The 20,543-nt window shown below is 68.6% G+C and carries 25 protein-coding genes; 6 read left to right on the top strand and 19 right to left on the bottom strand.

Annotated elements, in window-relative coordinates; all coding sequences use genetic code 11:
* The first annotated feature begins 63 nt into the window (after positions 1–63).
* Both NS220_RS06755 and NS220_RS06750 read left to right on the top strand, forming a co-directional pair.
* The gene (locus NS220_RS06755; protein ID WP_058623320.1) at positions 64–387 is read left to right on the top strand and encodes a hypothetical protein; all 324 of its coding nucleotides are present in this window, start codon (positions 64–66) and stop codon (positions 385–387) included.
* A 111-nt stretch (positions 388–498) separates the two neighbouring features.
* Positions 499–684 (top strand): hypothetical protein, encoded by a 186-nt coding sequence (locus tag NS220_RS06750; RefSeq protein ID WP_058623319.1) that lies wholly within the window; start codon positions 499–501, stop codon positions 682–684.
* 73 nt (positions 685–757) lie between these two features.
* Here NS220_RS06750 and NS220_RS06745 read toward each other — a convergent pair whose 3' ends face one another.
* From NS220_RS06745 to NS220_RS20035, 3 genes are all read right to left on the bottom strand, one after another.
* Positions 758–1,384 (bottom strand): hypothetical protein, encoded by a 627-nt coding sequence (locus NS220_RS06745; protein ID WP_153004192.1) that lies wholly within the window; start codon positions 1,382–1,384, stop codon positions 758–760.
* 171 nt (positions 1,385–1,555) lie between these two features.
* Positions 1,556–1,684 (bottom strand): hypothetical protein, encoded by a 129-nt coding sequence (locus tag NS220_RS20780; protein ID WP_369406713.1) that lies wholly within the window; start codon positions 1,682–1,684, stop codon positions 1,556–1,558.
* Between the two features lie 9 nt (positions 1,685–1,693).
* Entirely contained in the window at positions 1,694–1,864 is a 171-nt protein-coding gene (locus tag NS220_RS20035) for a hypothetical protein (RefSeq protein WP_193755296.1), read from the bottom strand.
* A gap of 442 nt (positions 1,865–2,306) precedes the next feature.
* On the opposite strand from NS220_RS20035, the gene NS220_RS06740 reads away from it, so the two are divergent.
* Entirely contained in the window at positions 2,307–2,807 is a 501-nt protein-coding gene (locus NS220_RS06740; protein ID WP_153004191.1) for a DUF732 domain-containing protein, read from the top strand.
* A 30-nt stretch (positions 2,808–2,837) separates the two neighbouring features.
* Here the strand turns inward: NS220_RS06740 and NS220_RS19195 are convergent, their stop codons facing one another.
* The 3 genes from NS220_RS19195 to NS220_RS06725 all read right to left on the bottom strand — a co-directional run bounded on the left by NS220_RS19195 (position 2,838) and on the right by NS220_RS06725 (position 5,340).
* Positions 2,838–3,029: an alternative tryptophan synthase beta-subunit gene (locus tag NS220_RS19195; protein WP_081323023.1), complete on the bottom strand. Its 192-nt coding sequence runs from the start codon at positions 3,027–3,029 to the stop codon at positions 2,838–2,840.
* 140 nt (positions 3,030–3,169) lie between these two features.
* Positions 3,170–4,903 carry a right-handed parallel beta-helix repeat-containing protein gene (locus NS220_RS19190; protein WP_081323022.1) on the bottom strand — a complete coding sequence of 578 codons (1,734 nt, stop codon included), beginning with the start codon at positions 4,901–4,903 and terminating at the stop codon, positions 3,170–3,172.
* A gap of 140 nt (positions 4,904–5,043) precedes the next feature.
* Positions 5,044–5,340, bottom strand: coding sequence for a hypothetical protein (locus NS220_RS06725; RefSeq protein ID WP_058623314.1), 297 nt, complete (start codon positions 5,338–5,340; stop codon positions 5,044–5,046).
* Between the two features lie 51 nt (positions 5,341–5,391).
* Here NS220_RS06725 and NS220_RS20030 point away from each other — a divergent pair, with 51 nt between their 5' ends.
* Complete coding sequence (locus tag NS220_RS20030) at positions 5,392–5,532, top strand: hypothetical protein (RefSeq protein WP_167539374.1); 141 nt, start codon at positions 5,392–5,394, stop codon at positions 5,530–5,532.
* A gap of 9 nt (positions 5,533–5,541) precedes the next feature.
* Here the strand turns inward: NS220_RS20030 and arr are convergent, their stop codons facing one another.
* The gene (arr, locus tag NS220_RS06720; protein WP_058623313.1) at positions 5,542–5,949 is read right to left on the bottom strand and encodes an NAD(+)--rifampin ADP-ribosyltransferase; all 408 of its coding nucleotides are present in this window, start codon (positions 5,947–5,949) and stop codon (positions 5,542–5,544) included.
* Positions 5,950–5,987: 38 nt separating this feature from the next.
* Entirely contained in the window at positions 5,988–6,512 is a 525-nt protein-coding gene (locus NS220_RS06715) for an SGNH/GDSL hydrolase family protein (protein WP_242864553.1), read from the bottom strand.
* On the opposite strand from NS220_RS06715, the gene NS220_RS20545 reads away from it, so the two are divergent.
* Positions 6,505–6,801, top strand: a complete 297-nt coding sequence (locus NS220_RS20545) for a hypothetical protein (RefSeq protein WP_242864552.1) — start codon at positions 6,505–6,507, stop codon at positions 6,799–6,801. The genes NS220_RS06715 and NS220_RS20545 overlap by 8 nt on opposite strands.
* Here NS220_RS20545 and NS220_RS06710 read toward each other — a convergent pair.
* From NS220_RS06710 to NS220_RS06665, 10 genes are all read right to left on the bottom strand, one after another.
* Positions 6,761–8,455 (bottom strand): AMP-binding protein, encoded by a 1,695-nt coding sequence (locus NS220_RS06710; protein WP_058623311.1) that lies wholly within the window; start codon positions 8,453–8,455, stop codon positions 6,761–6,763. The genes NS220_RS20545 and NS220_RS06710 overlap by 41 nt on opposite strands.
* Positions 8,456–8,475: 20 nt before the next feature.
* Positions 8,476–9,438, bottom strand: a complete 963-nt coding sequence (locus NS220_RS06705; RefSeq protein WP_058623310.1) for an alpha/beta hydrolase — start codon at positions 9,436–9,438, stop codon at positions 8,476–8,478.
* A gap of 174 nt (positions 9,439–9,612) precedes the next feature.
* Positions 9,613–10,875, bottom strand: coding sequence for an ABC transporter ATP-binding protein (locus NS220_RS06700; RefSeq protein ID WP_058623309.1), 1,263 nt, complete (start codon positions 10,873–10,875; stop codon positions 9,613–9,615).
* Positions 10,876–10,886: 11 nt separating this feature from the next.
* Positions 10,887–11,735, bottom strand: a complete 849-nt coding sequence (locus NS220_RS06695) for a carbohydrate ABC transporter permease (protein ID WP_058623330.1) — start codon at positions 11,733–11,735, stop codon at positions 10,887–10,889.
* Between the two features lie 55 nt (positions 11,736–11,790).
* Positions 11,791–12,702, bottom strand: a complete 912-nt coding sequence (locus tag NS220_RS06690) for a carbohydrate ABC transporter permease (RefSeq protein ID WP_058623329.1) — start codon at positions 12,700–12,702, stop codon at positions 11,791–11,793.
* A 50-nt stretch (positions 12,703–12,752) separates the two neighbouring features.
* On the bottom strand, positions 12,753–14,018 hold the full coding sequence (locus tag NS220_RS06685) for a sugar ABC transporter substrate-binding protein (RefSeq protein WP_058623308.1): 1,266 nt from the start codon (positions 14,016–14,018) through the stop codon (positions 12,753–12,755).
* 243 nt (positions 14,019–14,261) lie between these two features.
* Positions 14,262–15,635 carry an FAD-dependent oxidoreductase gene (locus NS220_RS06680; RefSeq protein WP_058623307.1) on the bottom strand — a complete coding sequence of 458 codons (1,374 nt, stop codon included), beginning with the start codon at positions 15,633–15,635 and terminating at the stop codon, positions 14,262–14,264.
* Positions 15,636–15,675: 40 nt separating this feature from the next.
* Complete coding sequence (locus NS220_RS06675; RefSeq protein ID WP_058623306.1) at positions 15,676–16,737, bottom strand: polyprenyl synthetase family protein; 1,062 nt, start codon at positions 16,735–16,737, stop codon at positions 15,676–15,678.
* Positions 16,738–16,827: 90 nt separating this feature from the next.
* On the bottom strand, positions 16,828–17,547 hold the full coding sequence (locus NS220_RS06670) for a demethylmenaquinone methyltransferase (RefSeq protein WP_058623305.1): 720 nt from the start codon (positions 17,545–17,547) through the stop codon (positions 16,828–16,830).
* A 9-nt stretch (positions 17,548–17,556) separates the two neighbouring features.
* Positions 17,557–18,120: a DUF402 domain-containing protein gene (locus NS220_RS06665; RefSeq protein ID WP_058623304.1), complete on the bottom strand. Its 564-nt coding sequence runs from the start codon at positions 18,118–18,120 to the stop codon at positions 17,557–17,559.
* A 258-nt stretch (positions 18,121–18,378) separates the two neighbouring features.
* Between NS220_RS06665 and NS220_RS06660 the strand changes: the two genes are divergently transcribed.
* Positions 18,379–19,593, top strand: a complete 1,215-nt coding sequence (locus NS220_RS06660) for an isochorismate synthase (protein ID WP_058623328.1) — start codon at positions 18,379–18,381, stop codon at positions 19,591–19,593.
* Between the two features lie 34 nt (positions 19,594–19,627).
* Here NS220_RS06660 and NS220_RS06655 read toward each other — a convergent pair whose 3' ends face one another.
* Entirely contained in the window at positions 19,628–20,485 is an 858-nt protein-coding gene (locus NS220_RS06655; RefSeq protein WP_058623327.1) for a polyphosphate kinase 2 family protein, read from the bottom strand.
* Between the last annotated feature and the right edge of the window lie 58 nt (positions 20,486–20,543).

Raw genomic sequence — 20,543 nt, 5'->3', positions numbered from 1 at the left:
AAAGAGGACGGGCAGCGTGTCACCGAACTCGACGACGCGCTTCGCTCGAGCGACGACAGCGAGTTGTTCATCACTCCTGACGACGAAGAATTCTACAGCTGGTACGCGCGCCCGCTCAGCACCCTGGCGGTGCTGAAAGGTGACGACGTCATTATCTTCGGCAGCACCGTCGTCGACGGCACCTCCGCGTGTCTCGTCCTCATCACCGAGCGGGCTGTGATGGTGGCGGCGGTGAAGGACACGACCGGCAACGAAACAGTCCCGGTCCGGGTGGCGCCCCTCACGTCGATCACCGCGCTATCGGTCGCGGCGAGCATGCGGTACGACGTGACGGGTTCGTTCAAGACCGGCTGGCCCGGAAACCTTCGTCCTGGAAACAGCCTTTGAGGATCTTCCCGACCTCGTGCGCTTTGAGGGCAGCAGGTTCGATCGCTACGCGAGCGACAACGTCGGCGACATCTCCCACCTGCTCGAGCTCCTTCGATCGAAGCTCGGGGTATGACCACCTACGACGTGCCCGACGTTGGGCGAGTGGCCGTCACCTTTAGCACCCACCGGTTCGGAAACTCGGACCAGGTCCTCAAGACGCTCGACGACGTGCGCGACGCCGCCGGCCGAGACGTCCCCTACGAGGTGTGGGAGAAGGTGAATCAGTACCTGCGCGCTCAGGGTGTCGTGAGCTGATCTCGGCCACAGCGTCGTCGGCTTGTCCGGCCAATACTTTCCCTGCGTGCGATTCCGAACGCGAGGCTCCGAGTCACCCGACCTTCGTCCATGTGCCACACCGCTGAGTCCGGAAGTCCTGTCCGCCGCCGACGGTAACGGTAAGAACCCCCGTCGATCCCGCGTCGTTCTGGACGATGTCGTCGTAGTTCGTGCCGGACGTGTAGATCGCCCAGTAGCAGCGCGTTCCGGTGCTCTCTGTCCGATACGTCCCGGGCTCCATGGACACACCTACCGTGTACGTCCCGTCCCCAAGCGACGTCTTCTGCACGAACTGCTCCTTCGCCGCGATCGCATCCTCGCGGGCCTTCACAGCCGCTTCCCGATCGACCACCGACTTCTCCGCCGCTGCCGCGCTCTGTTCACGCTCTGTGAGCTCCGTCTGCGGCACCAGGTTTTCCACGGCCCGATCACGTTCGGCTTCGAGCTGCGAGATCGTTGCCGCCTGCTCGGCGCTCCGATCCCGAAGCACCTCCCAGTTCGCGGCGTTCTGTGCCGCGATACTCACACCGACGATGGTCCCTACGACACCCAGCAGAGCGACGAGCGCAACGGCAACAGCGGCAAAGCGCACACGCGGCGATGACAGGCCCCAGATGCTCTTAAATCCAGGCTTGTTCGGCGTGACAGCAGGTTCATGGGCGGTAGTGGGCGCAGTCATGATCGTTCTTCCCGGTGCGTGCCCGCGTCCCCCAGCGGGCGGGCGTCGCCCCAAGATAGCGAGGACTGCCCCAGATCGGCACCGAGGATGCCGAACCGTAACCAAGGGCCGCATCACGAATGCGAGATCGTGATCCACTCAAGGCGCCTACACCTGAGCAGAATTGCTCACCTACCTCCCGGACATCCACTCTTCGAGATCGGAGCGGTAACAGCGGAGGCGGTTGCGCACAACGAAGAACGCCGGACGCTCACCGTTGCCACGCATGTTGTAGAACGTCTTCCGGTTGAGTGAAGTGATCTCGCAGACCTACGCCATCGTCAGGACGTCGTCCGGGCGGCGCGGCGGCACCACGACCGTCGGTGACGGGTCGTCCCGCGGCATCGATGCAGCCTCCACGAGTTCGACGATCGCACGGGCGATAGCTCGCGTGGCCCCGTCAATCGCCTGCGAGCGGCGCTCCTCCGCGTCTTCGACCATTCGACCGATCCTCAAGTTCCATCGTGGCTCCCCGCCCAGTGCAGCGCCCCGGGAACCGGGACTGGCCACACTTAGGGGACCTAACCGTATAGCTTGCTCCGCGCAAGAGTCGGAATCGCTACACGTGAGCGAACCTCACTCGGCCCACCCGCTCCGGTCCGCACGCAGTCCGCAAGATACTCAATCTGGCACGAACACAATCAACGCCCGCCGATCAGAAAATTGCAGGTCAACGGCATATTGCAACCAAATCCCGCACACTGCAATACGCAGGGTGCGATTCACGAACTACCGGTAAAGCCTCCGCGAATCTCCCCCGGACGTCGGCGACGCGTCCACGAGAGCGGCGATCGAGACCGAGAGGTCGACGGTCGCCGCTCTCGTCGTGGCGTTCCACCGCCCCGGCGTAGGCCGCGGGCAACCGGGTCGGTAGGGTGAGCGAATGAGACGCGTGTTCCTTCCCAGCACTCTGGCGCTCCTGCTGGTGCTGGCCGGGTGTGTCTACACGCAGGACGCCGGCGAGCAGTCCGGATCCGCCCCTCCGGCTTCCCCCCGCGAGAGCGGAACGGGCGACACGGTCCCGGCGGAGTCGGCCGATGCCGTGACCGATGCGCCGGTCGATCGACCGGCCGACGTTCCCACCGACGAGCCGAGTGAGGGGCAACCGATCGAGGACCAAGGCTCTCCCGGCGGCCCGATCGCGGCGCCCGACGAGGACACGTCAGGAGCGTCGGACATGCTGACCGCTATTAGGCTCACGGTCGCGCAACTCGGCGTCGACGTGGGCGCGGACCGGATCACGGCGGCGGCCGACTACACGTGCGATCAGCTCGCCGCCGGCGCAGACCGCGGCGGCATCGTCGCGCTGACGGGAGGCCTCCCCGCGGGTGCCAATGAGACGCTCGTCCAGCTCGCGGCCGACGAGTACTGCCCGATTCGGTGAGACTCCGTGAGCGGCGCTCAGCCGTTCGGTCTAGCCGTGCTTGGCCAGGAAGAGGCTGAGCGAGATCTCCCGCGTATCGGACCAGCCGCGGCGAGCGCGGACGAGCGTGAAGCCCTCACCGCGAAGCGCCTCCGCATGGTCGGCGGTGAGAGCGTGCCGGTCAACCTTCTCCCACCCTCCGGGCATTCGATACGCGTGGGTGACAGTGCGTGGGCGAGACATCGGTGCTCCTGAACGGTCGAATCGTGCGGGGAGCGCTGCGTCGTCGAAGCGGTAAGGGATCAACCGTACGTCGGTGAGCGGTCGATGTCTGTCCCCTTTTCGGGGGGATGCCCCTCGGCGAACGATGCCTGGCTGCCTGCTCAGGGCTCGCAAACAGTAGACGGTGCTACGAGCGGCACGGAGGGACTCGAGCTCAGCGTGTTGTCACAGCCGAAGGCATTCGCCGTGCCGTAGTTCTGAAAGAATCCGTACTCAGCGGGATCGATTGCACTGGTAAGTGTGATCGCGTTCGAGGCGAAGACATTGTCGTACCCCCAATCGCGGTCGCCGACCTGCGTCGTGACCGATCGGATGCCGTACTTCAGCCCGCTGGTGATGTTGTTCCCGTAGACGAGGTAGCCGTCGCCCTTGACTTGAAGGGCCGAGTAGATCGCAGCATGGTGCGTCGATGAGAGCGTCACCGTGTTGTTGTAGATCAAGCCACCGGTCGACTGCTCCTTCGCCTCGATCGCCTCGGCAGTGACATCGGTGATCGTGTTCCAGACGATCACGTTTCGGTCGCTCGGATCGGGGGCACAGTTCGGCTCGCAGGTGTCATTCCCCTGCGAATTGCCGACATAGATACCCTCGCCGTATCGGCCATCCCGATGCCAGATTCCGTGCTCCGGAATTCCCTGATCAAGGCCCGTGTGCGAGATCTGATTGGCCGCGATCAGGTTGTCACTCGATCCGGTCTGCGCGTAGATGCCACCCTGCGACGTATTCATTACTCGCAAGGCGTAGACACGGGAATCGCTCGTGGATGCCAGTGCGACGCCCTTTTGCGCGTTCTGAACCGTGAACCCGTTCAACGTGATGAAGGAGCTTCCCTCGACTTTCACTCCGATTGCGCCGACCATGTTGGACGTGTCGGGGAAGGGACGGACGACGGCATCTCGCGCACCGCAAATCGAGATCCTCTGCTCCGCGGTGCCATGTTTGTCCGTGACGACGAGAGGACCATAGACGCCGTCCGCGAGGCGGATCGTCGTGCCCGGCTGGGCAGCCGCGATCGCAGCGTTCGCAGATGCCGTGTCCGTGACCGTCACGGTCGGCGCCGGACAAACCGAGACGTCGGCCGCACGCGGCTGCAGATAGGGCTGTTGGTATCCGCCACGCGATGACGGTTCAGATTCCGTTCCGTCTTTGGATACTGCTGTCACGTCGTACTGATAGCTCCGTCCGAACTCGAGTCCCGAGTCAGTCCACGTGGTGTTGTTCGATCCACCGATGACCCTGACCAGGGCCCGGGGTTGGCCGGACGATGACCGATATAGGCGGTACTTCACGGCCGAGTCCGCCTTCGGCCAAGACACCGTGACGCCTGAGCGTTTCGCGTACGTGTCCGACGGTGTGGGGCTCGTCAAGCTGATGGGCTGGTCCTCGAGGGCGGAGAAGTCCAAGACCTTGAACGCGTCCAGGTGGATACTTCGTACCGCTGACGAAGAGGAGTTCTGGTCTGGGGTCCACTCGATCCTGAGGGTGTGAGTGCCGAATCCCGAGGGATCGGACGCGGGCCCCAGGAGCTGCTGTTGGTACTGATCGGACGTGGCGTAGCGGTCCACGCGCTCCGTTTCCACTCCGTCGACCAACACGCGTGCAACCCCGGAGCTGGGGCTCTTTCGCCCGATCCACTCGATCGCCGATCCGATGAACTGTATTTCGGCCCATCCGGGCGTTGTCCGAAATCGGCTCGTGCCACCGAGATCATTCGGGTTCGTCAGTTCCTGCCAGGCATTCGGGCCGTAGGTGATGCGCCCGCTGTCCTCCTGCACCACCTCTGCCGTTGATGCCGCCAAGGCGGGTCCCGTCGAGATAGAAGCTGTCAGAACCATGAAACCCGCTATGGCGACAGCGGCCCACTTCGATCGACGCCCCACTACTCCCCCAATGCTCCCGGTCCCACTTTCTCGCAGCCTAGGTGAAAAGCAATACCGGCCTCGAACGGGCGATGGCCTCGTCAAGGAAAGCGGGCCTATAACGGGGCGTCGGACGACAGCACCCGCGTCACGCGGATGACGAACAGTCCGAGCGACGTCACGAGCAGGAGCGTCGCCACGATCCCCCCGGCGAGCACGACCCACCGCAGCGTTCCGGCGCGGAGCACCCCGCGGATACTGAAGAGCACCGCGGCACCCGCGCACGCGATCATGATCAGGTAGTCGATCACGCCGCCGGTCAGCGTGAAGAACGCCACCGCCGAGAGAACCGTCAGCACCAGCGCCACGATGTGGAGCGTCCGCGTGTCGGCCGGGCGAGGGACATCCGTCATTCCCCGAGCCTATCGACCCCGCCCTTCGCCACCGCGCGTAGCGTGAGTGCCATGCGTCAGCGCACTCCCGACCCCCGCCGCTGCCCGACGTGCGGGGACCCGCTGTCGTTCGAGATCCTGGACGACGAACGATTCCTCGTCGCCTGGTCGTGTGTGAACTGCGGTCTCATCCGCACGACCGAGCCGGTGTGAGCCACCGGGTCAGTTGATGATCTCGGCGTTCTCGTCGCGCATCTCGATGAGCCGCCGCTGCCAGGCGTGGAGAGCCTCCGGCGTGAGGCGGGTCCAGTCGTCGCGTTCCGCGACGATGCGCAGAGGGGCGGCGCTGCGGAACGAACGCGTCGGATTACCCGGGAACTTCTTGTCGGTCACGTTGGGGTCGTCCTCGAACTCACCCGTCGGTTGGACCTCGTAGACGCGAGGAGGGCCGTCACCCGGGATGATCTCGGCTGCCAAGCCCGCTCCGTCCAAGCGCGAGGTGAAGTACACGTGGTTCATCACGATCTCGGGCCGATAGTTCGACCGGAAGCCCGGGGTCAGGAGATCGCCGACCCGCAGGGCGGCTTTCGTGCCGTGGAAGAAGGGGCCGGCATCCAGGATCTCGCTCACCCCGTGATTCTCGGCATCCGAGTGGGAGAACGCAACCGTCACCGCGCGAGCACCGCCAGGACGGCGTCGGCGATCGCGCGGTGTCCCGCGTCGTTGGGATGGAAATCGTCGCCCACACCGACGAAGGTGTCGCGGCCGGCCGGCCCGTGGAACTCCGGCGTGGCGAAGAGGTCGGCGAGTGAAACGTATCGTCCCGCGTTCGCGGTGCAGACCCCCGCGATGATCTCGTCGTACGCGGCGCCGTCGACCGTCCAGGTACCGGCGCACACCACGGCGGCGTCGGGTGACGAGGTGCGGATGCGCCCCACGAGATCGGCGTACTGCGCCTCGAAATCGGCGAGCGGGGTGGGGATGCCGACGTCGTTGGTCCCCAATTCGATCACCGCGAGATCCAGGTCGGCGGGGACCTCGGTGACACCCGCGACCGTGGAGAGCGTCTCGTGCGCGCGGGACACCGTCGTCGGTGTGACGGGGCCCAGGGCGCCGGTGACGAGAGCGGAGAACCCCTGCGCTGCGGTGGAGGCGAAGAACCCGGCCGCGAGCGAGTCACCGGTGATGAGCACGCGCGCGTTCCCCGCCGCGTCGCGCGGAATCCGGAGCAGCCCCGGCGTCGTCGGCGTGGGCGTGGGCGTTGCCGTCGGCGACGGGCTCCGCGTCGGCGTGCGCGACGGTGTCGCCGTGCGCGTCGGCGACGCCGAGCTCGCCGAAGCGGTGGGCGTGGCATCCGTCCCCCCGCTCGGGAGGGTCATCGCCGCGACGATGGCCGCGGCGACCACGACGAGCGATGCCGCGACGATCCCGACGCGGCGACTCACCCCCGCAACGCGTCGTCGCGCCACTCGACGACCGTGATCTCTCCGCGCGCGGCGGCCTCCTCGCGCTGCCGCAGCTCGACGCGGCGGATCTTGCCCGAGATCGTCTTGGGGAGCTCGAGGAACTCGACGCGGCGCAGCCGCTGGAACGGCGCGAGCTTCTCCCGCGCGTAGCGGAGGATGTCGATCGCGACGTCGTCGCCCGGATCGAATCCGGATGCCAGGACGATGTACGCCTTGGGCACGGACAGGCGCAGGTCGTCGGGGGCGGGAACCACGGCCGCCTCGACGACGGCGGGGTGCTCGATGAGCACGCTCTCGAGTTCGAACGGGCTGATCTTGTAGTCCGAGGACTTGAACACGTCGTCGGTGCGGCCGATGTAGGTGATCGTGCCGAGATCGTCGCGGCGCGCCACATCGCCCGTGTGGAAGAGACCGTTCGCCGTCGACTCGTCGTTACGCTCCGGGTCGCCCACGTAGCCGGTCATGAGGTTGAGCGGTCGCTCCGACAGGTCGAGGCAGATCTCGCCCTCGTCGGCCGGCTGGCCGGTCACCGGGTCGATCAGCACGACAGGACAACCGGGCAACGGCCGGCCCATCGACCCGGGGACGAGCGGGGCGCCCGGGGTGTTCGCGACCACGGCGGTCATCTCGGTCTGCCCGTAGCCGTCGCGGATGTCCAGGCCCCACGCGCGCTGCACGGTCGCGATGACCTCCGGGTTGAGCGGCTCCCCCGCCGAGACGACCTCGCGCAGTGCTCCCCGCCGCCCGGTGAGGTCTGCCTGGATCAGCATGCGCCACACGGTCGGCGGAGCGCAGAACGTCGTGACCCGGTCGCGCTCGAGCTCGTCGAGCAGACGCTCGGCCGAGAAGCGCGAGTAGTTGAGGGCGAGCACGGTGGCCCCGGCGATCCACGGCGCGAAGAAGAGGCTCCACGCGTGCTTCGCCCACCCCGGCGAACTGATGGCGAGGTGCACGTCGCCGGGCTGCAGGCCCAACCAGTACATCGTCGTGAAGTGCCCGACGGGGTACGACGCGTGCGTGTGCTCCACGAGCTTCGGCTTCGACGTGGTCCCCGAGGTGAAGTAGAGGAGCAGGCGGTCGTCGGCGACGGTCCCCGGATGCCGTGCGGGAGCCGCCTCGGCGAGGAACGCGTCCTCATACGCGGCCCATCCCGGATGCCGACCGCCCACGACGATGCGGCCGAGCCCCTCGGGCAGATCGTCGAACTTCTCGGCATCCGACGCCCCGACGATGACGTGCCGGATCTCGGCCCTCTCGATCCGGTCGGCGAGGTCGCCCGCGCCGAGAGCGGTCGTGGTCGGGGCGATCACGCTGCCGAGCTTCATGATGGCGAGCATCGCCTCCCACAGCTCGACCTGGTTGCCGAGCATGAGCAGCACCGCGTCCCCGCGGCGGACGCCCCGGGATGCCAACCACGCGGCGACCTGGTCGGAGCGGCGTGCGAGTTCGTCGAACGTGCGCTGGTGGTGGGTGCCGTCGTCGTCCACGACGATCAGGGCGGGAGCGTCGTTTCCGCGCGCCATCGGGTCGAACCAGTCGATCGCCCAGTTGAACGGCCCATCGAACCGCGGCCACGAGAACGCCGCCGCGCGGTCGGGATCCGTGCGCGCGGCGAGGAGCTCGTCGCGGGCGGCGCGATAGCGCTCGGTGGCGGAGGCGGTGAGGGTCATGGGGCTCCTTCGATCGCGTTCTACGCTAGCCCTCGCATCCCGTCCCCGAGCGCAGCGTACGCGGCATCCCTCGCCTCGGGTGCCGACAGGAACACGTCGTGAAGGGCCCCCTCGATGCGCGAGATCGTGACGGTGCGGGCGATGCGGGTCGCCGCCCGGGCGATGTCGTCGACGACCAGCACCGAGTCGGTCTCGCGCATCGCGTCGTTCCAGGTGAGCGTCACGGTCGATCGCGCCGAGAGCAGCACGAGGGCGGGGCATCCGACGTCGAGCCCGGATGCCACCCGGGCGTGGCCCGCGATCACGGCGGCGAGCCAGCCCGGATGCGTCGGGAAACCCTGCGCCGGCCGCCACCCCGCGGGGCTCTCGGGCAGCGTTCCGACCTCCCGCTGCGCGCGGGTGTAGAACCCGAGGTCGACGACCGGGTGTGTGCCGAGCGGATCCCAGCGCGCGCGGGCGTTCACGAGCGGGGCGAGCGCCTGGCGGCCGAGCGGCCCGAGCTGCAGCTCCAGCCACGGGCTGTTCAGCACGAGAGCGGCGGCCACCCCGGGATGCCGCGCCGCCCACAGTGTCAGCGTCAGACCGCCCGTGCTGTGTCCGAACAGCACGAGGCGGCGTCCTTCGCGGGCGGTGCCCATGGAATCCAGGGCCGCGGCGATGTCAGCGTCGTACACGTCGAGGGAGGCGACGTACCCGGGAGCCCGGCCCGGACGCAGGCTCCGCCCGTACTGGCGCAGGTCGAGGGCGTAGAAACGCGCCCCGCGCTCGGTGAAAAAACGCGCGAGGTCGGTCTGGAAGAAGTAGTCCGACCACCCGTGCACGTAGAGGACGTCTGTGTGCCTGAGGTCTCCGAAGAGTCGGGCGCCGGGGTGCGGCCGCGCGCGCACCAGAGTCGCGACGACCTCGCCCTCGGCATCCGGGTCCAGCTCCAGCGTCAGCCGCTCGAACCCGTCGCCGAGGATGTCCGGATTCCACTCCCCCATCGGCCCAGCCTACGGCGGGGACGTGGGCGCCGCCCGCCCGGCGGTGCGGCCCGCGCGGACGGGCGGGCGGGTGCCGCGATCCGGAACTACCCGCGGACACGACCCCTACCACCGCCCGCGGCGCGGATCCTGCCCGAACGTTCCGGAGCCCGGCACGGAGCCCACAGAAAGCCGTCAGCGCACGGCGTCCTCGCGCGCCGCCCGTTCCTTCGCCCGCTCCAGCGCGCGCTTCCGCGCGGCGCGGGCGTCCTCCTCGAGCTTCTCGGCCTTCGCCTCGTCGCGCGTGAGGTTCACGCCCGTCTCCGGGTCGAACAGGTGCAGCGAGTCGGGCGAGAACCACAGGCGCGCGGCATCCCCCGCGCGGATCAAGCTCATGGCATCCAGAGCCACCACGAGTTCGGTGCGCAGGCTCTCGCCGTCGAGGTCGCGGTCGAGTTCCGACAGCTTGTCCTTCACCGTGGCGTCGGTCTCGTACGGCACGTAGGCGTAGAGCACCTCGCCGAGCCACTCGGTCATCTCGATGTCGAGCTCGGCGGTGACCCCTCCCTCGAGGTCGCGCTCGGTGGCATCCGCGTCTTCGAAGGCGTCGGGGCGCACGCCCACGATCACGAGGTCACGGCCCTCGACCGCTGCGCGGAGGCGATCGTCGAGCGGCACGTCGGCGATCGGCAGGCGCAGCACGTCGCCGTCGACGGTTCCGCTGAGGAAGTTCATCGGGGGCGAGCCGATGAAGCCCGCGACGAAGAGGTTCACCGGCTGGTCATAGAGCCCGCGAGGGCTCGCGACCTGCTGCAGCTCGCCGCGGCGCAGCACCGCGACGCGGTCGCCGAGCGTCATGGCCTCGGTCTGGTCGTGCGTGACGTAGACGGTGGTGATGCCGAGCGAGCGCTGCAGGCGCGCGATCTCGGTGCGCATCTGTCCGCGCAGCTTCGCGTCGAGGTTCGACAGCGGCTCGTCGAAGAGGAACGCGCTGGCGTTTCGCACGATCGCGCGGCCCATCGCGACGCGCTGCCGCTGACCGCCCGAGAGGTTCGCGGGCTTGCGCTCGAGGTGCTCGTCGAGCTCGAGCAGTTTCGACGCCCGGCGCACGCGCTCGTCGATCTCCTTGTCGTCGAGGTCGCTCGACTTGAGCCGCATCGGGAACGCGATGTTCTCGTACACCGTCAGGTGCGGGTACAGCGCGTAGTTCTGGAAGACCATCGCGAGGTTGCGGTCCTTCGGCGCCTTGTCGTTGACGACCTCGTCGGCGATCCTCAGCTCGCCGTCGGAGATGTCCTCGAGGCCCACGATCATGCGCAGCAGCGTCGACTTGCCGCAGCCCGAGGGTCCGACGAGGATCACGAATTCGCCGTCGGCGATGTCGAGGTCGACGCCCTTGACCGCGGTGAAACCGTCGTCGTAGGTCTTGACGATTCTGTTGAGGGTGATGGATGCCATGACTCTCTCCTCTATCCCTTGACGGCGCCCTGCGTGAGTCCGGACACGATCCGGCGCTGGAAGATGACGACGACGATCACGATGGGGATCGTCACCACGATGGCGGCGGCCGAGATGGCGCCGGTGGGTTCTTCGAACTGGGAGGCCCCGGTGAAGAACGACAGGGCCGCGGGCACCGGGCGGGCGGCATCCGTCGACGTCAGCGAGATGCCGTAGACGAAGTCGTTCCACGCGATGAAGAACGCGATGATCGCGGTGGTGAACACCCCGGGGGCGGCGAGGGGGACGACCGTCTTGCGGAAGGCCTCGAACGGGGTCGCTCCGTCGACCTGTGCGGCCTGCTCGAGCTCCCACGGGATCTGGCGGAAGAAGGCCGCGAGCGTCCAGATCGAGATCGGCAGCGTGAGCGAGAGGTACGGGATGATCAGGCCGAGCCACGTGTCGTACAGCCCGACGACGCGCCACAGGTTGAACAGCGGCGTCACGATCGACACGATCGGGAAGACCGACACCGCGAGCGCCGTGGTGAGGATGATGCGCTTTCCGGGGAAGTCGAGGCGCGCGATCGCGTAGGCGCAGAGGGTCGCGAGCACCACCGCGACGAAGGTCGCGATGAGGGAGATGCCGATCGAGTTGCGCAGCGCCGGCAGGAAGAGGTCCTGCGCGCTGCCGCCCGGGGCGAGGATCGTGGCGTAATTGTCGAGCGTCCACTCCTGCGGGAGGAGCGTGCCCGAGAAGAGCCCCGCCTGCGTCTTGAACGAGGTCATGAGGATCGAGAACACCGGGAACAGCGACCACACGAGCACGGCCGCGATGATCACGAGCCACATGATCCGCTGGGGCCAGGTCATTGCGCGCATCAGGAACACGTCCCTTCACAACGGATGCCGGATCTCGTCGTCATGGCGATGCCCCTCATGAGTTCTTCCCCGCCGACAGGTCCACTTTGAAGCCCTTGATGAAGATGCCCGCGATGATCAGGACGCTGAGGAACAGCAGCACCGAGATGGCCGAGCCGAGACCGATCTCGAGCCGACCGATCGAGGTGTTGTAGGCCAGCAGCGACAGCGCCTCGGTGTCGTTGGCCCCCGCGGTCATGATGAAGATGTTGTCGAAGATGCGGAACGCCTCGAGGGTGCGGAACAAAACGGCGACCATGATCGCGGCCTTCATGTTGGGCAGGATGACGCGGCGCAGCACCTCCCACGACGTCGCCCCGTCGACCTTGGCGGCCTCCTCGAGGTCTCCCGGCACCTGCGCGAGACCCGACAGCAGCAGCAGGGAGATGAACGGCGTCGTCTTCCAGACCTCGCTGAGGATGATGACGGTGAGCGAGGTGCCCTGGTACGCGAACCAGTTCAGGTTCTCGTCGAACCCCGGGATCCACGCCAGCCAGCTGTTGACGTAGCCGCCGGAGTTGATGTCGAAGGCGTAGAAGAACGCGAAGGCCGAGACGACGGTGATGATGCCGTACGGCACCAGGATCGCCGTGCGGGCGAAGCCGCGCAGCTTCTTGATCGCGCGGTGCATCACGAGCGCGAAGGCGAAGCCGATGATGAGCTCGAGCAGCACCGTGACGACGGTGATGAACAGCGTCACGCCCATCGACTGCCAGAAGGCGGGATCGCCGAGGATCACCTGGTAGTTGCGGAACCAGATGAACTCGCGATCGTCGGGGGCGGTGAGCCGCAGGCTGAACAGCGAGTCCCAGATCGCCTGCACGATTGGGTACAGCGTGACCAGGAGCATGATGCCGAAGGCGGGGCCGGCGAGCATCCACCCCAGGCGGGCCTCCGCACGAGCTCGGTCGGAACGGCGCTTCTTCATCGAAGGGGCCGCCGGCTCGGCGCGCCCCGTGGCGCGGGTGATCGTGTCGGTCACAGCAGTCGCTCCCCTCTGAGCACCGCGAGGATGAAGTCGGTCGAGGACTGCGGCGTCGAATCCGGGTTCACCGCGTTCGGCGGATGCCACGTGCGCTGCAGTCCGATGGAGATCTCGTTGTAGTACGGCGTCTGCGGACGCGGCGCACCCAGCTGCAAGGACTCCGCGATGGTATCGGCCATCGGGAACTTCTCTTTCACCTCGGCGTCGTCGTACGCGGCGAGGTTCGAGGGCGGGTTGCCGTTGGTGACGAAGTACTGCGCCTGGTTCTCGGGGCTGACGATGCACGCCACGGCCTGCCAGGCGAGGTCGGTGTGCTCGCTGTACGCGCCGACGCCGAGGTTGATGCCTCCCACGGGAGGAGCGGCCGGGGTCCCGGCATCCACTCGGGGATACACCGCCCAACCGAGGTCGTCCACGACGTCGGGGGCCGCGCCCTGCATCGCCGGGTAGACGAAGGGCCAGTTGACCATGAACGAGCCGTTGTCCCCCTGGAACAGGTTCATGCTCGCGTTCTCGTCGGCGGTCGGAAGACCCGGGCCGCCGAGCCCCGAGGAGCCGATGCGCCCGATGATCTCGGCCGCCTTCTTGCCCGCGTCAGACTCGAGGCCCAGCTGCATCTCGTCGGGCTTGGCCTCGGGATCCTCGAGGATCTTCCCGCCGCCCGACGCGACGAGGGCGTTGATCCAGACCGTGAGCGACTCGGCGAGGGCACCCTGCACACCGAGCTGCTTGTTCTGGTCCTGAGCGGCTTGGATGATCTGGTCCCAGGTCACGGGCTGCGTCATGTCCAGGCCCGCCGCCTCGGCGACCGACTTGCGGTACCAGAGCAGCTGCGTGTTGGCCCAGAAGGGCACGGTCACCAGCTCGCCGTTCCAGCTGGCCGACTGCACCGCGCCCTCGACGATGCCGTCGGTGTTCTGCAGGTCGTCGGGCACGGGGGCGAGGAATCCGGGCTCGGCGAGCTCGGGGATGAACGGCGGGTCGAGGCTCATGATGTCGAGCGACCGGTCGCTCGCCGCGAGCCGCCGGGCGAGCTGCTCGCGCTGCGAGGCCGCGTCGCGCGGGAGCAGCGAGGTCTCGATACGGTACGCCCCGTCAGCGGCTTCGGTGCAGGATGCCGCGATCTCGGCCTGACCGCCGTCATCGGGGTTGATGTACCAGGTGAGCGTCGGCACTCCGTCGTCCGCGGAGCAGGCGCCGAGCGTGCCCGCCAGGGCCAGCGCCGAGACTCCGGCCACGATCCGTCTCAGGTGTCGCATCCGGCCCCCTCGCCTCGGTGCGGGGACCTCACGGCCCCTCGTCGTGGGTCCATCCTGCCGAGCGAAGGAATTCCACAGCCTCAGGCTTGCCCCCGCGAGGGGCGGATGATATTCGCGCGGAGCCGCCTCGGCGGCGTGAAGAGTCGGCGTTCGCGCACTCCGGCGGGCGCGCCGGCGCGGCTGAGCCCGGACGCCGAAGAGCCGCCCACGTCGCGACGACGGGGCGGCTCTTCGAGACGCGGGTCACTCCCCGCGCGAGATCGCGATCATCTCGTCGCGGGGGACGACCTTGATGCGCGCACGCTCGTGCGGGGCGCCGAGGGCCATCTCGTGCTCGTCGAGGCGGTGCCAGCCGTCGAGGTCGGTCCAGCGCACACCGCGCTCCGCGAGAAGGGCCGGGATGGCCTCCTCCTCGGGGTGCTCGGGCTGCCACCACTCGCTCTGGTCGTTGATGACGTGGCGCACCGTCTCCATGGCATCCGACTTCGTGTGTCCGATGAGGCCGACAGGGCCGCGCTTGATCCACCCGGTGGCGTAGATGCCCGGGATCCGCTCGTTCGAGTCGGCCGCGAGGACCTGGCCCTCGTGGTTGGGGATCACGCCGTGGCGCTCGTCGAAGGGGATGTCCTTCAGGGGTGACCCGAAGTAGCCGACGGCGCGGTAGATCGACTGGATCGGAACCTCGCGGATCTCGCCGGTGCCGACGACCCCGCCCTCGGCGTCGGGCTTCGTGCGCTCGTACCGCAGGGCGGCGACGCGACCGTCGGCGTCCTTCACGACCTCGAGCGGCTTGGCCCAGAAGTGCAGGTGGAGGCGGCGCGAAGCCTCTCCCCCGGCGTTGTTGACGCCCGGGCGCGTGCGCCACTCCTGCAGGACGCGGTCGATGACCTTGACCTGCTTGTTGGTCTCGATCGCGGCCTTCGAGGCCTCGTCGTAGTCGAAGTCCTCGTCGTAGACGACCATGTCGACGTCGCGCAGCTCACCGAGCTCGCGCAGTTCGAGCGGGGTGAACTTCACCTGCGCGGGGCCGCGGCGGCCGAAGACGTGCACGTCCGTGACGGGCGAGGCCTTCAGGCCCTGGTACACGTTGTCGGGAACCTCGGTGGGCAGCAGGTCGTCGGCGTGCTTGGCGAGCATGCGCGTGATGTCGAGGGCCACGTTGCCGTTGCCGATCACCGCGACCGACTCGGCCTCGAGCGGCCACGTGCGCGGCACGTCGGGGTGGCCGTCGAACCAGCTGACGAAGTCGGCGGCGCCGTAGGAGCCCTCCGCGTCGATACCGGGGATGTCGAGATCGGCGTCGCGGATCGCGCCGGTCGAGAAGATGACGGCGTTGTAGTGCTTCTTGAGGTCGTCGAGGGTGATGTCCTCGCCGAAGCGGACGTTGCCGAAGATGCGGATGTCGCCGCGGTCGAGCACCTCGCGCAGGGCCGTGATGACGCCCTTGATGCGCGGGTGGTCGGGCGCCACGCCGTAGCGGACCAGGCCGTAGGGCGCGGGGAGCTGCTCGAAGAGGTCGATGGAGACGTCGAACTGACGCTCGGCTTTCAGCAGGATGTCGGCGGCGTAGATGCCGGCGGGGCCGGCTCCGACGATGGCGAGGCGCAGCTTCGTCATGGGTTCCTCTCGATCGGGATCGGGGGGTGGGGGGAAAAGGTCACGCGGAGCGATCGGCGACCGCGCGCGCGAAGCGCGTCAGCGCCTCGCGTACGGCGCCGTCGGGCAGCGGCGCGAGGGCGTCGATCGCCTCTTGCGACCACTGGTGCGCGAGGCGGAGCGTCTCGTGCGTGGTGTCGTGATCGCGCAGCTCGGCGAGCGGGGCGTCGAGGATCGCGGGGTCGGCACCGGCGGCGATGCGCTCCTGGCCCTCGTCGATGCGGGCGCGCAGATCGGCGGACGCCGCGTCCGTGCGATGCCCGAGCAGCAGGTACGGCATCGTCGGAACGCCCGCCCGCAGGTCGGTGCCGGGCACCTTCCCGGTCTCGGAGGCGTCGGGGGAGAGATCGATCACGTCGTCGAGCAGTTGGAAGGCGACACCCGCCTTCTCACCGAAGACGACCATGGGCTGCTCGAACTCTTCGGGGGCACCGGAGTAGATGACACCGCACTGTGCGGCCGCGGCGATGAGCGAGCCCGTCTTGTCAGCGAGCACGCGCAGGTAGAACTCGACGGGCTCATCGCCCTCCTGCGGGCCGACCGTCTCGTGCATCTGCCCCAGAACGAGGCGCTCGAAAGTGTCGGCCTGCAGTTGGATGGCCCGCTCTCCGCGCCGGGCCATCAACTGGCTCGCGCGGGAGAACAGCAGGTCCCCCGTGAGGATGGCGATGTTGTTGCCCCACACCGTCTGCGCGCTGGGCACACCGCGGCGCTTGTCGGCACCGTCCATGACGTCGTCGTGGTAGAGCGAACCGAGATGCGTGAGCTCGAGAGCGGTCGCGACCTCGATGACCTCGGGCGTGGTTCCGCGCCCGAGTTGGGCGGTGAGGATCGCCAGCATCGGGCGCACGCGCTTGCCACCCGCCTCGTAGAGATAACGGGCGGTGACGTCGGCCAGCCGATCGGCGCTGCGGACCTCTTCCTCAAGGGTGCTTTCGACACGGCCGAGACCCGCCTCGACGGTCGACAGCAGGGTGCGCGAGCGCAGGCCGGCGAAGATGCGGTCACTCAGGCCCAGCTTGCCCGACAGGCGGGTGCTGGCCGCGGGCAGTCTCGGGGTCACGGTTTCAGCCTATCCTGGCGCGGTCGCGCCGTCCCTCGGCTATCTCGACGGTTGACAGGCCTGCGCAGAGCGGGACCGATCGCGACACGCTCATCCCGCGGGACGGATGCCGCGGTGCAGAGCGACGATGCCGAACGACAGGTTGCGGTAGGCCACGGCATCCCATCCCGCGTCTCGCATCCAGCTCGCCAGTGTCGGCTGGTCCGGCCAGTCGCGAATGGACTCGTTGAGGTAGTCGTACGCATCAGCGTTGGAGCTGACGGCGCGCGCCGCGAGCGGTAGGACCCGGTTGTTGTAGAAGCGGTAGAGCCCGTTGAAGGCGCGAGACGGCGGGTGCGAGAACTCGCACACCACGATCCGGCCGCCGGGGCGGGTCACGCGGCGCAGCTCCCGCAGCGCCCGCCGCGGGTCGTTGACGTTGCGCAGCCCGAACGACATCGTGACGGCGTCGAACTCGCCGTCCTCGAACGGCAGATCCGTGGCATCCGCCTGCACGAACTCGAGGTTCGGGACGTTTCCGTGACGACGTCGCCCTTCCGCGATCATCCCCTTCGAGAAGTCCGCCGCGACGACGTGTGCGCCGCTGGGCACGAACGCCATCGAGGAGGTGCCCGTCCCCGCGGCCAGATCGAGGATGCGCTCGCCGCGCTTCGGAGCGACCGCCCGCAGGGTCGCGGCGCGCCAGAAGCGGTCGTTGCCGAGGCTCAGCACCGTGTTGGTGCGGTCGTAGGCCGGCGCGACCTGGTCGAACATCCCGCTGACACGCTGCGGGTCTTTACCGAGGTCTGCGCGGTTGGGGTCGCTGCTCACCCGTCGAGTCTAGGCGGGCGTGGGCGCCGCGTCGTCGGGGGTTGCCAGCTCGGCGAGACGTGCGAGCCAGGGGCCGGTCACGGCATCTGAGAACGGGGCGATGCCCTCGCGCACGCGGTGTTCGAGATCGAGGGCGGTGGCCTCGAGATGCGCGACGATGTCGGCCGGGTAGCCGTAGCGCACGCGATGATCGTCCCACTCGTCGCGGTCGTCGATCCACGTGCCGCGTCCGTCGGTGCGGCGCACCACGTCGAGGTCCATGTCGATGCCGAGCGGAACCCCCTTGTCGGTCCACCGGATGTCCCACGCGAGGTCGATGTACACGGCCACGGGGTGCGGGGCCGCGTTGTGGGTGAACGCCCAGTCGCCGCTCGCGGGAACGAGTGTGACATTGGGCTGGCGGCAGACGAACTCCGCCCCCGGACGGGCGCTGCGCCACCCCACCTGCTGGCCGAACCAGTCGCCCCAGTCGTCGGAGCCGAGGTACACGCTGTCCTGCACCCAGTGCGGCGAGCCGTCCCACTTCTGCCAGCGGAACATCAGGCGCGTGCCGGGAGCGGGTCGGGAGGACATGTCGCGAGTCTAAAACGGGCTGCCGACGGCGGGCGCATTCCACGGCCCGCGCGGCCACGACACGACGCGGGATTCTCCACCCGCGGCCCGCGGTCCTCCGCGAACACGACCGGCCGAGCCCGCAGATCTCCCGCGTTATGTCGACGGCGAAGCGATGCCGAGACCCCCGCCGAGACCGGGTCTACGCTCGAAGACGTGACCCAACCCGCGGATGACGCCGTGCCGCGCCTGCGCGTGGTGACGCGCGAGCTCTCCCCGATGGACGATGTGCTCGCGTACACCACCCCCTACGACCCGCTCTTCTGGAGCCGTCGCGGAGAGTCGCTCGCCGCGTTCGGCGACCTCTTGACGCTTCGCTACCGCGGGGCCCGCCCGGGTGACGCGAGCGTCGCCGGCCGGTGGCGCGCCATCGCCGCGGCCGCCGAGATCGATGATCCCGTGCAGCTTCCGGGCACGGGCCTGGTGGCCTTCGGGTCCTTCGTGTTCGATCCCCGCTCGGAACGCGAGAGCGTCCTCCGCGTTCCCGGAACGATCGTCGGCCGCCACAGCGGGCGCGCGTGGGTCACCCGCCTCGCGTTCGACGACACCCCCGACGAGCCCGAGCCCGAGCTGCCCCCGCGCTCCCCCTTCGGGCCGCACTGGTCGGCGAGCCTCGGCCCCGGCCGGCAGACCGCCGAGGCGTATCAGGATGCCGTTCGCCGCGGCGTCGAAGCGATCCAGGCGGGAGAAGTCGGCAAGGTCGTCCTCGCGCGCGACATCACCGGCACCATCCCCGCCGGGTCCGACCTCCGCCGTCTCGTGCGATCGCTGCACGAGGGCTACCCGGACTGCTGGATCTTCGCGGTGGACGGGCTGATCGGCGCGAGCCCCGAGACGCTCGTGACGGTGTCGGGCGGGACGGTGACCGCGCGCGTCCTCGCCGGGACCGTGGCCCGCGGGGCCGACGCCGACAGCGACGCGGCGGCATCCCTCGGCCTGTCCGAGAGCACCAAGGATCAAGAGGAGCACCGGTTCGCGGTGCAGAGCGTGCTGACGGCGCTCCGCCCGCACACCTCGGCGCTCGCGGCGGCCGAACAGCCGTTCACCCTCAAGCTCCCCAACGTGTGGCACCTGGCGACGGATGTCGAGGGCGTGCTGAGCGAAGCGGCCTCGTCGCTCGATCTCGTGGGAGTGCTGCACCCGACCGCGGCCGTCGCCGGCACGCCGACCGACGTCGCGATCGAGGTCATCCGCCGTCTCGAACCCTTCGATCGCGGGCGGTACGCGGGTGCCGTCGGCTGGATCGGCGCCTCGGGAGACGGCGAGTGGGCGATCGCGCTGCGGTGCGCACAGATCGATCGCGCCGAACCCTCGTCGCCGACGGCGCCGATCACCGCCTACGCGGGAGCGGGGATCGTGGCCGACAGCGTGCCCGAGTCGGAGCTGCTCGAGACCCGCGTGAAGTTCCGTCCGATCGTCGACGCGCTGGCCTGAATCGGGCGGTGTCACGACTGCTCCCCCGGCGGCGCTACGACGCGGCGAGGCGGCGCTTCTCCTCTTCGACGTCGTAATCGGCGGACGGCCACCGGGGATCGATGTCGGTCAGAGCGTCGATGAGCAGGCGTTGGACGGCGAGGCGCGCGTACCACTTGCGGTCGGCGGGGATGACGTGCCACGGCGCGAGCGGCGTCGACGTGCGCTCGATGACGACCTGGTAGGCCTCCATGTAATCGTCCCAGAGCTCACGCTCGTCGACGTCGGAGGGGTTGTACTTCCAGTGCTTGTCGGGCCGCTCGAGTCGCTCCGCCAGGCGAGCCCGCTGCTCATCCTTCGAGATGTGGAGCATGACCTTCACGACCCGGATGCCGAGATCCGCCGCCTCGGCCTCGAATCCCACGATCGCGCCGTATCGACGTTCGATCTCGTCCGCGGGGGCGAGCTCGCGGACACGACCGATCAGCACGTCCTCGTAGTGCGAACGGTCGAAGACGCCGATCCGACCGGCATCCGGAAGGCGCTTGCGGATACGCCAGAGGAAGTCGTGCGAGAGCTCCTCGGCGGTCGGCTTCTTGAACGACGCCAGCTCGACGCCCTGCGGGTCCACGGCGCCGACGACGTGACGCACGATGCCGCCCTTGCCCGCGGTGTCCATCGCCTGGAGGACGAGCAGCACGGATCCGGTCGCGGTACCGGCGACGCTCTGGGCGAACAGACGCTCCTGCAGCCCGGACAGCGGAGCGATCCCGGCCTCGAGATCCTCTTGACCGTCGGCCTTCTTCCCGTCGTAGCCGGGGGTCGCTCGCGTATCGAGGTCGGCGAGGCGGAACCCCGGCTCGACGCCCAGCGCGGTGGACGGGGGGACGGACCATCTGCTGCTCGTGCTCATCGCGCCATCGTCGCGCGAACCACCGACATCGCGCCACACCTTGACGGGCGGGCGGGTG

It is taken from the genome of Microbacterium testaceum (assembly GCF_001476655.1).
GTDB classification, from domain to species: domain Bacteria; phylum Actinomycetota; class Actinomycetes; order Actinomycetales; family Microbacteriaceae; genus Microbacterium; species Microbacterium testaceum_C.
The sequence above is the reverse complement of the archived record's forward strand: the minus strand, read 5'-3'. Positions and strand labels throughout refer to the sequence as shown.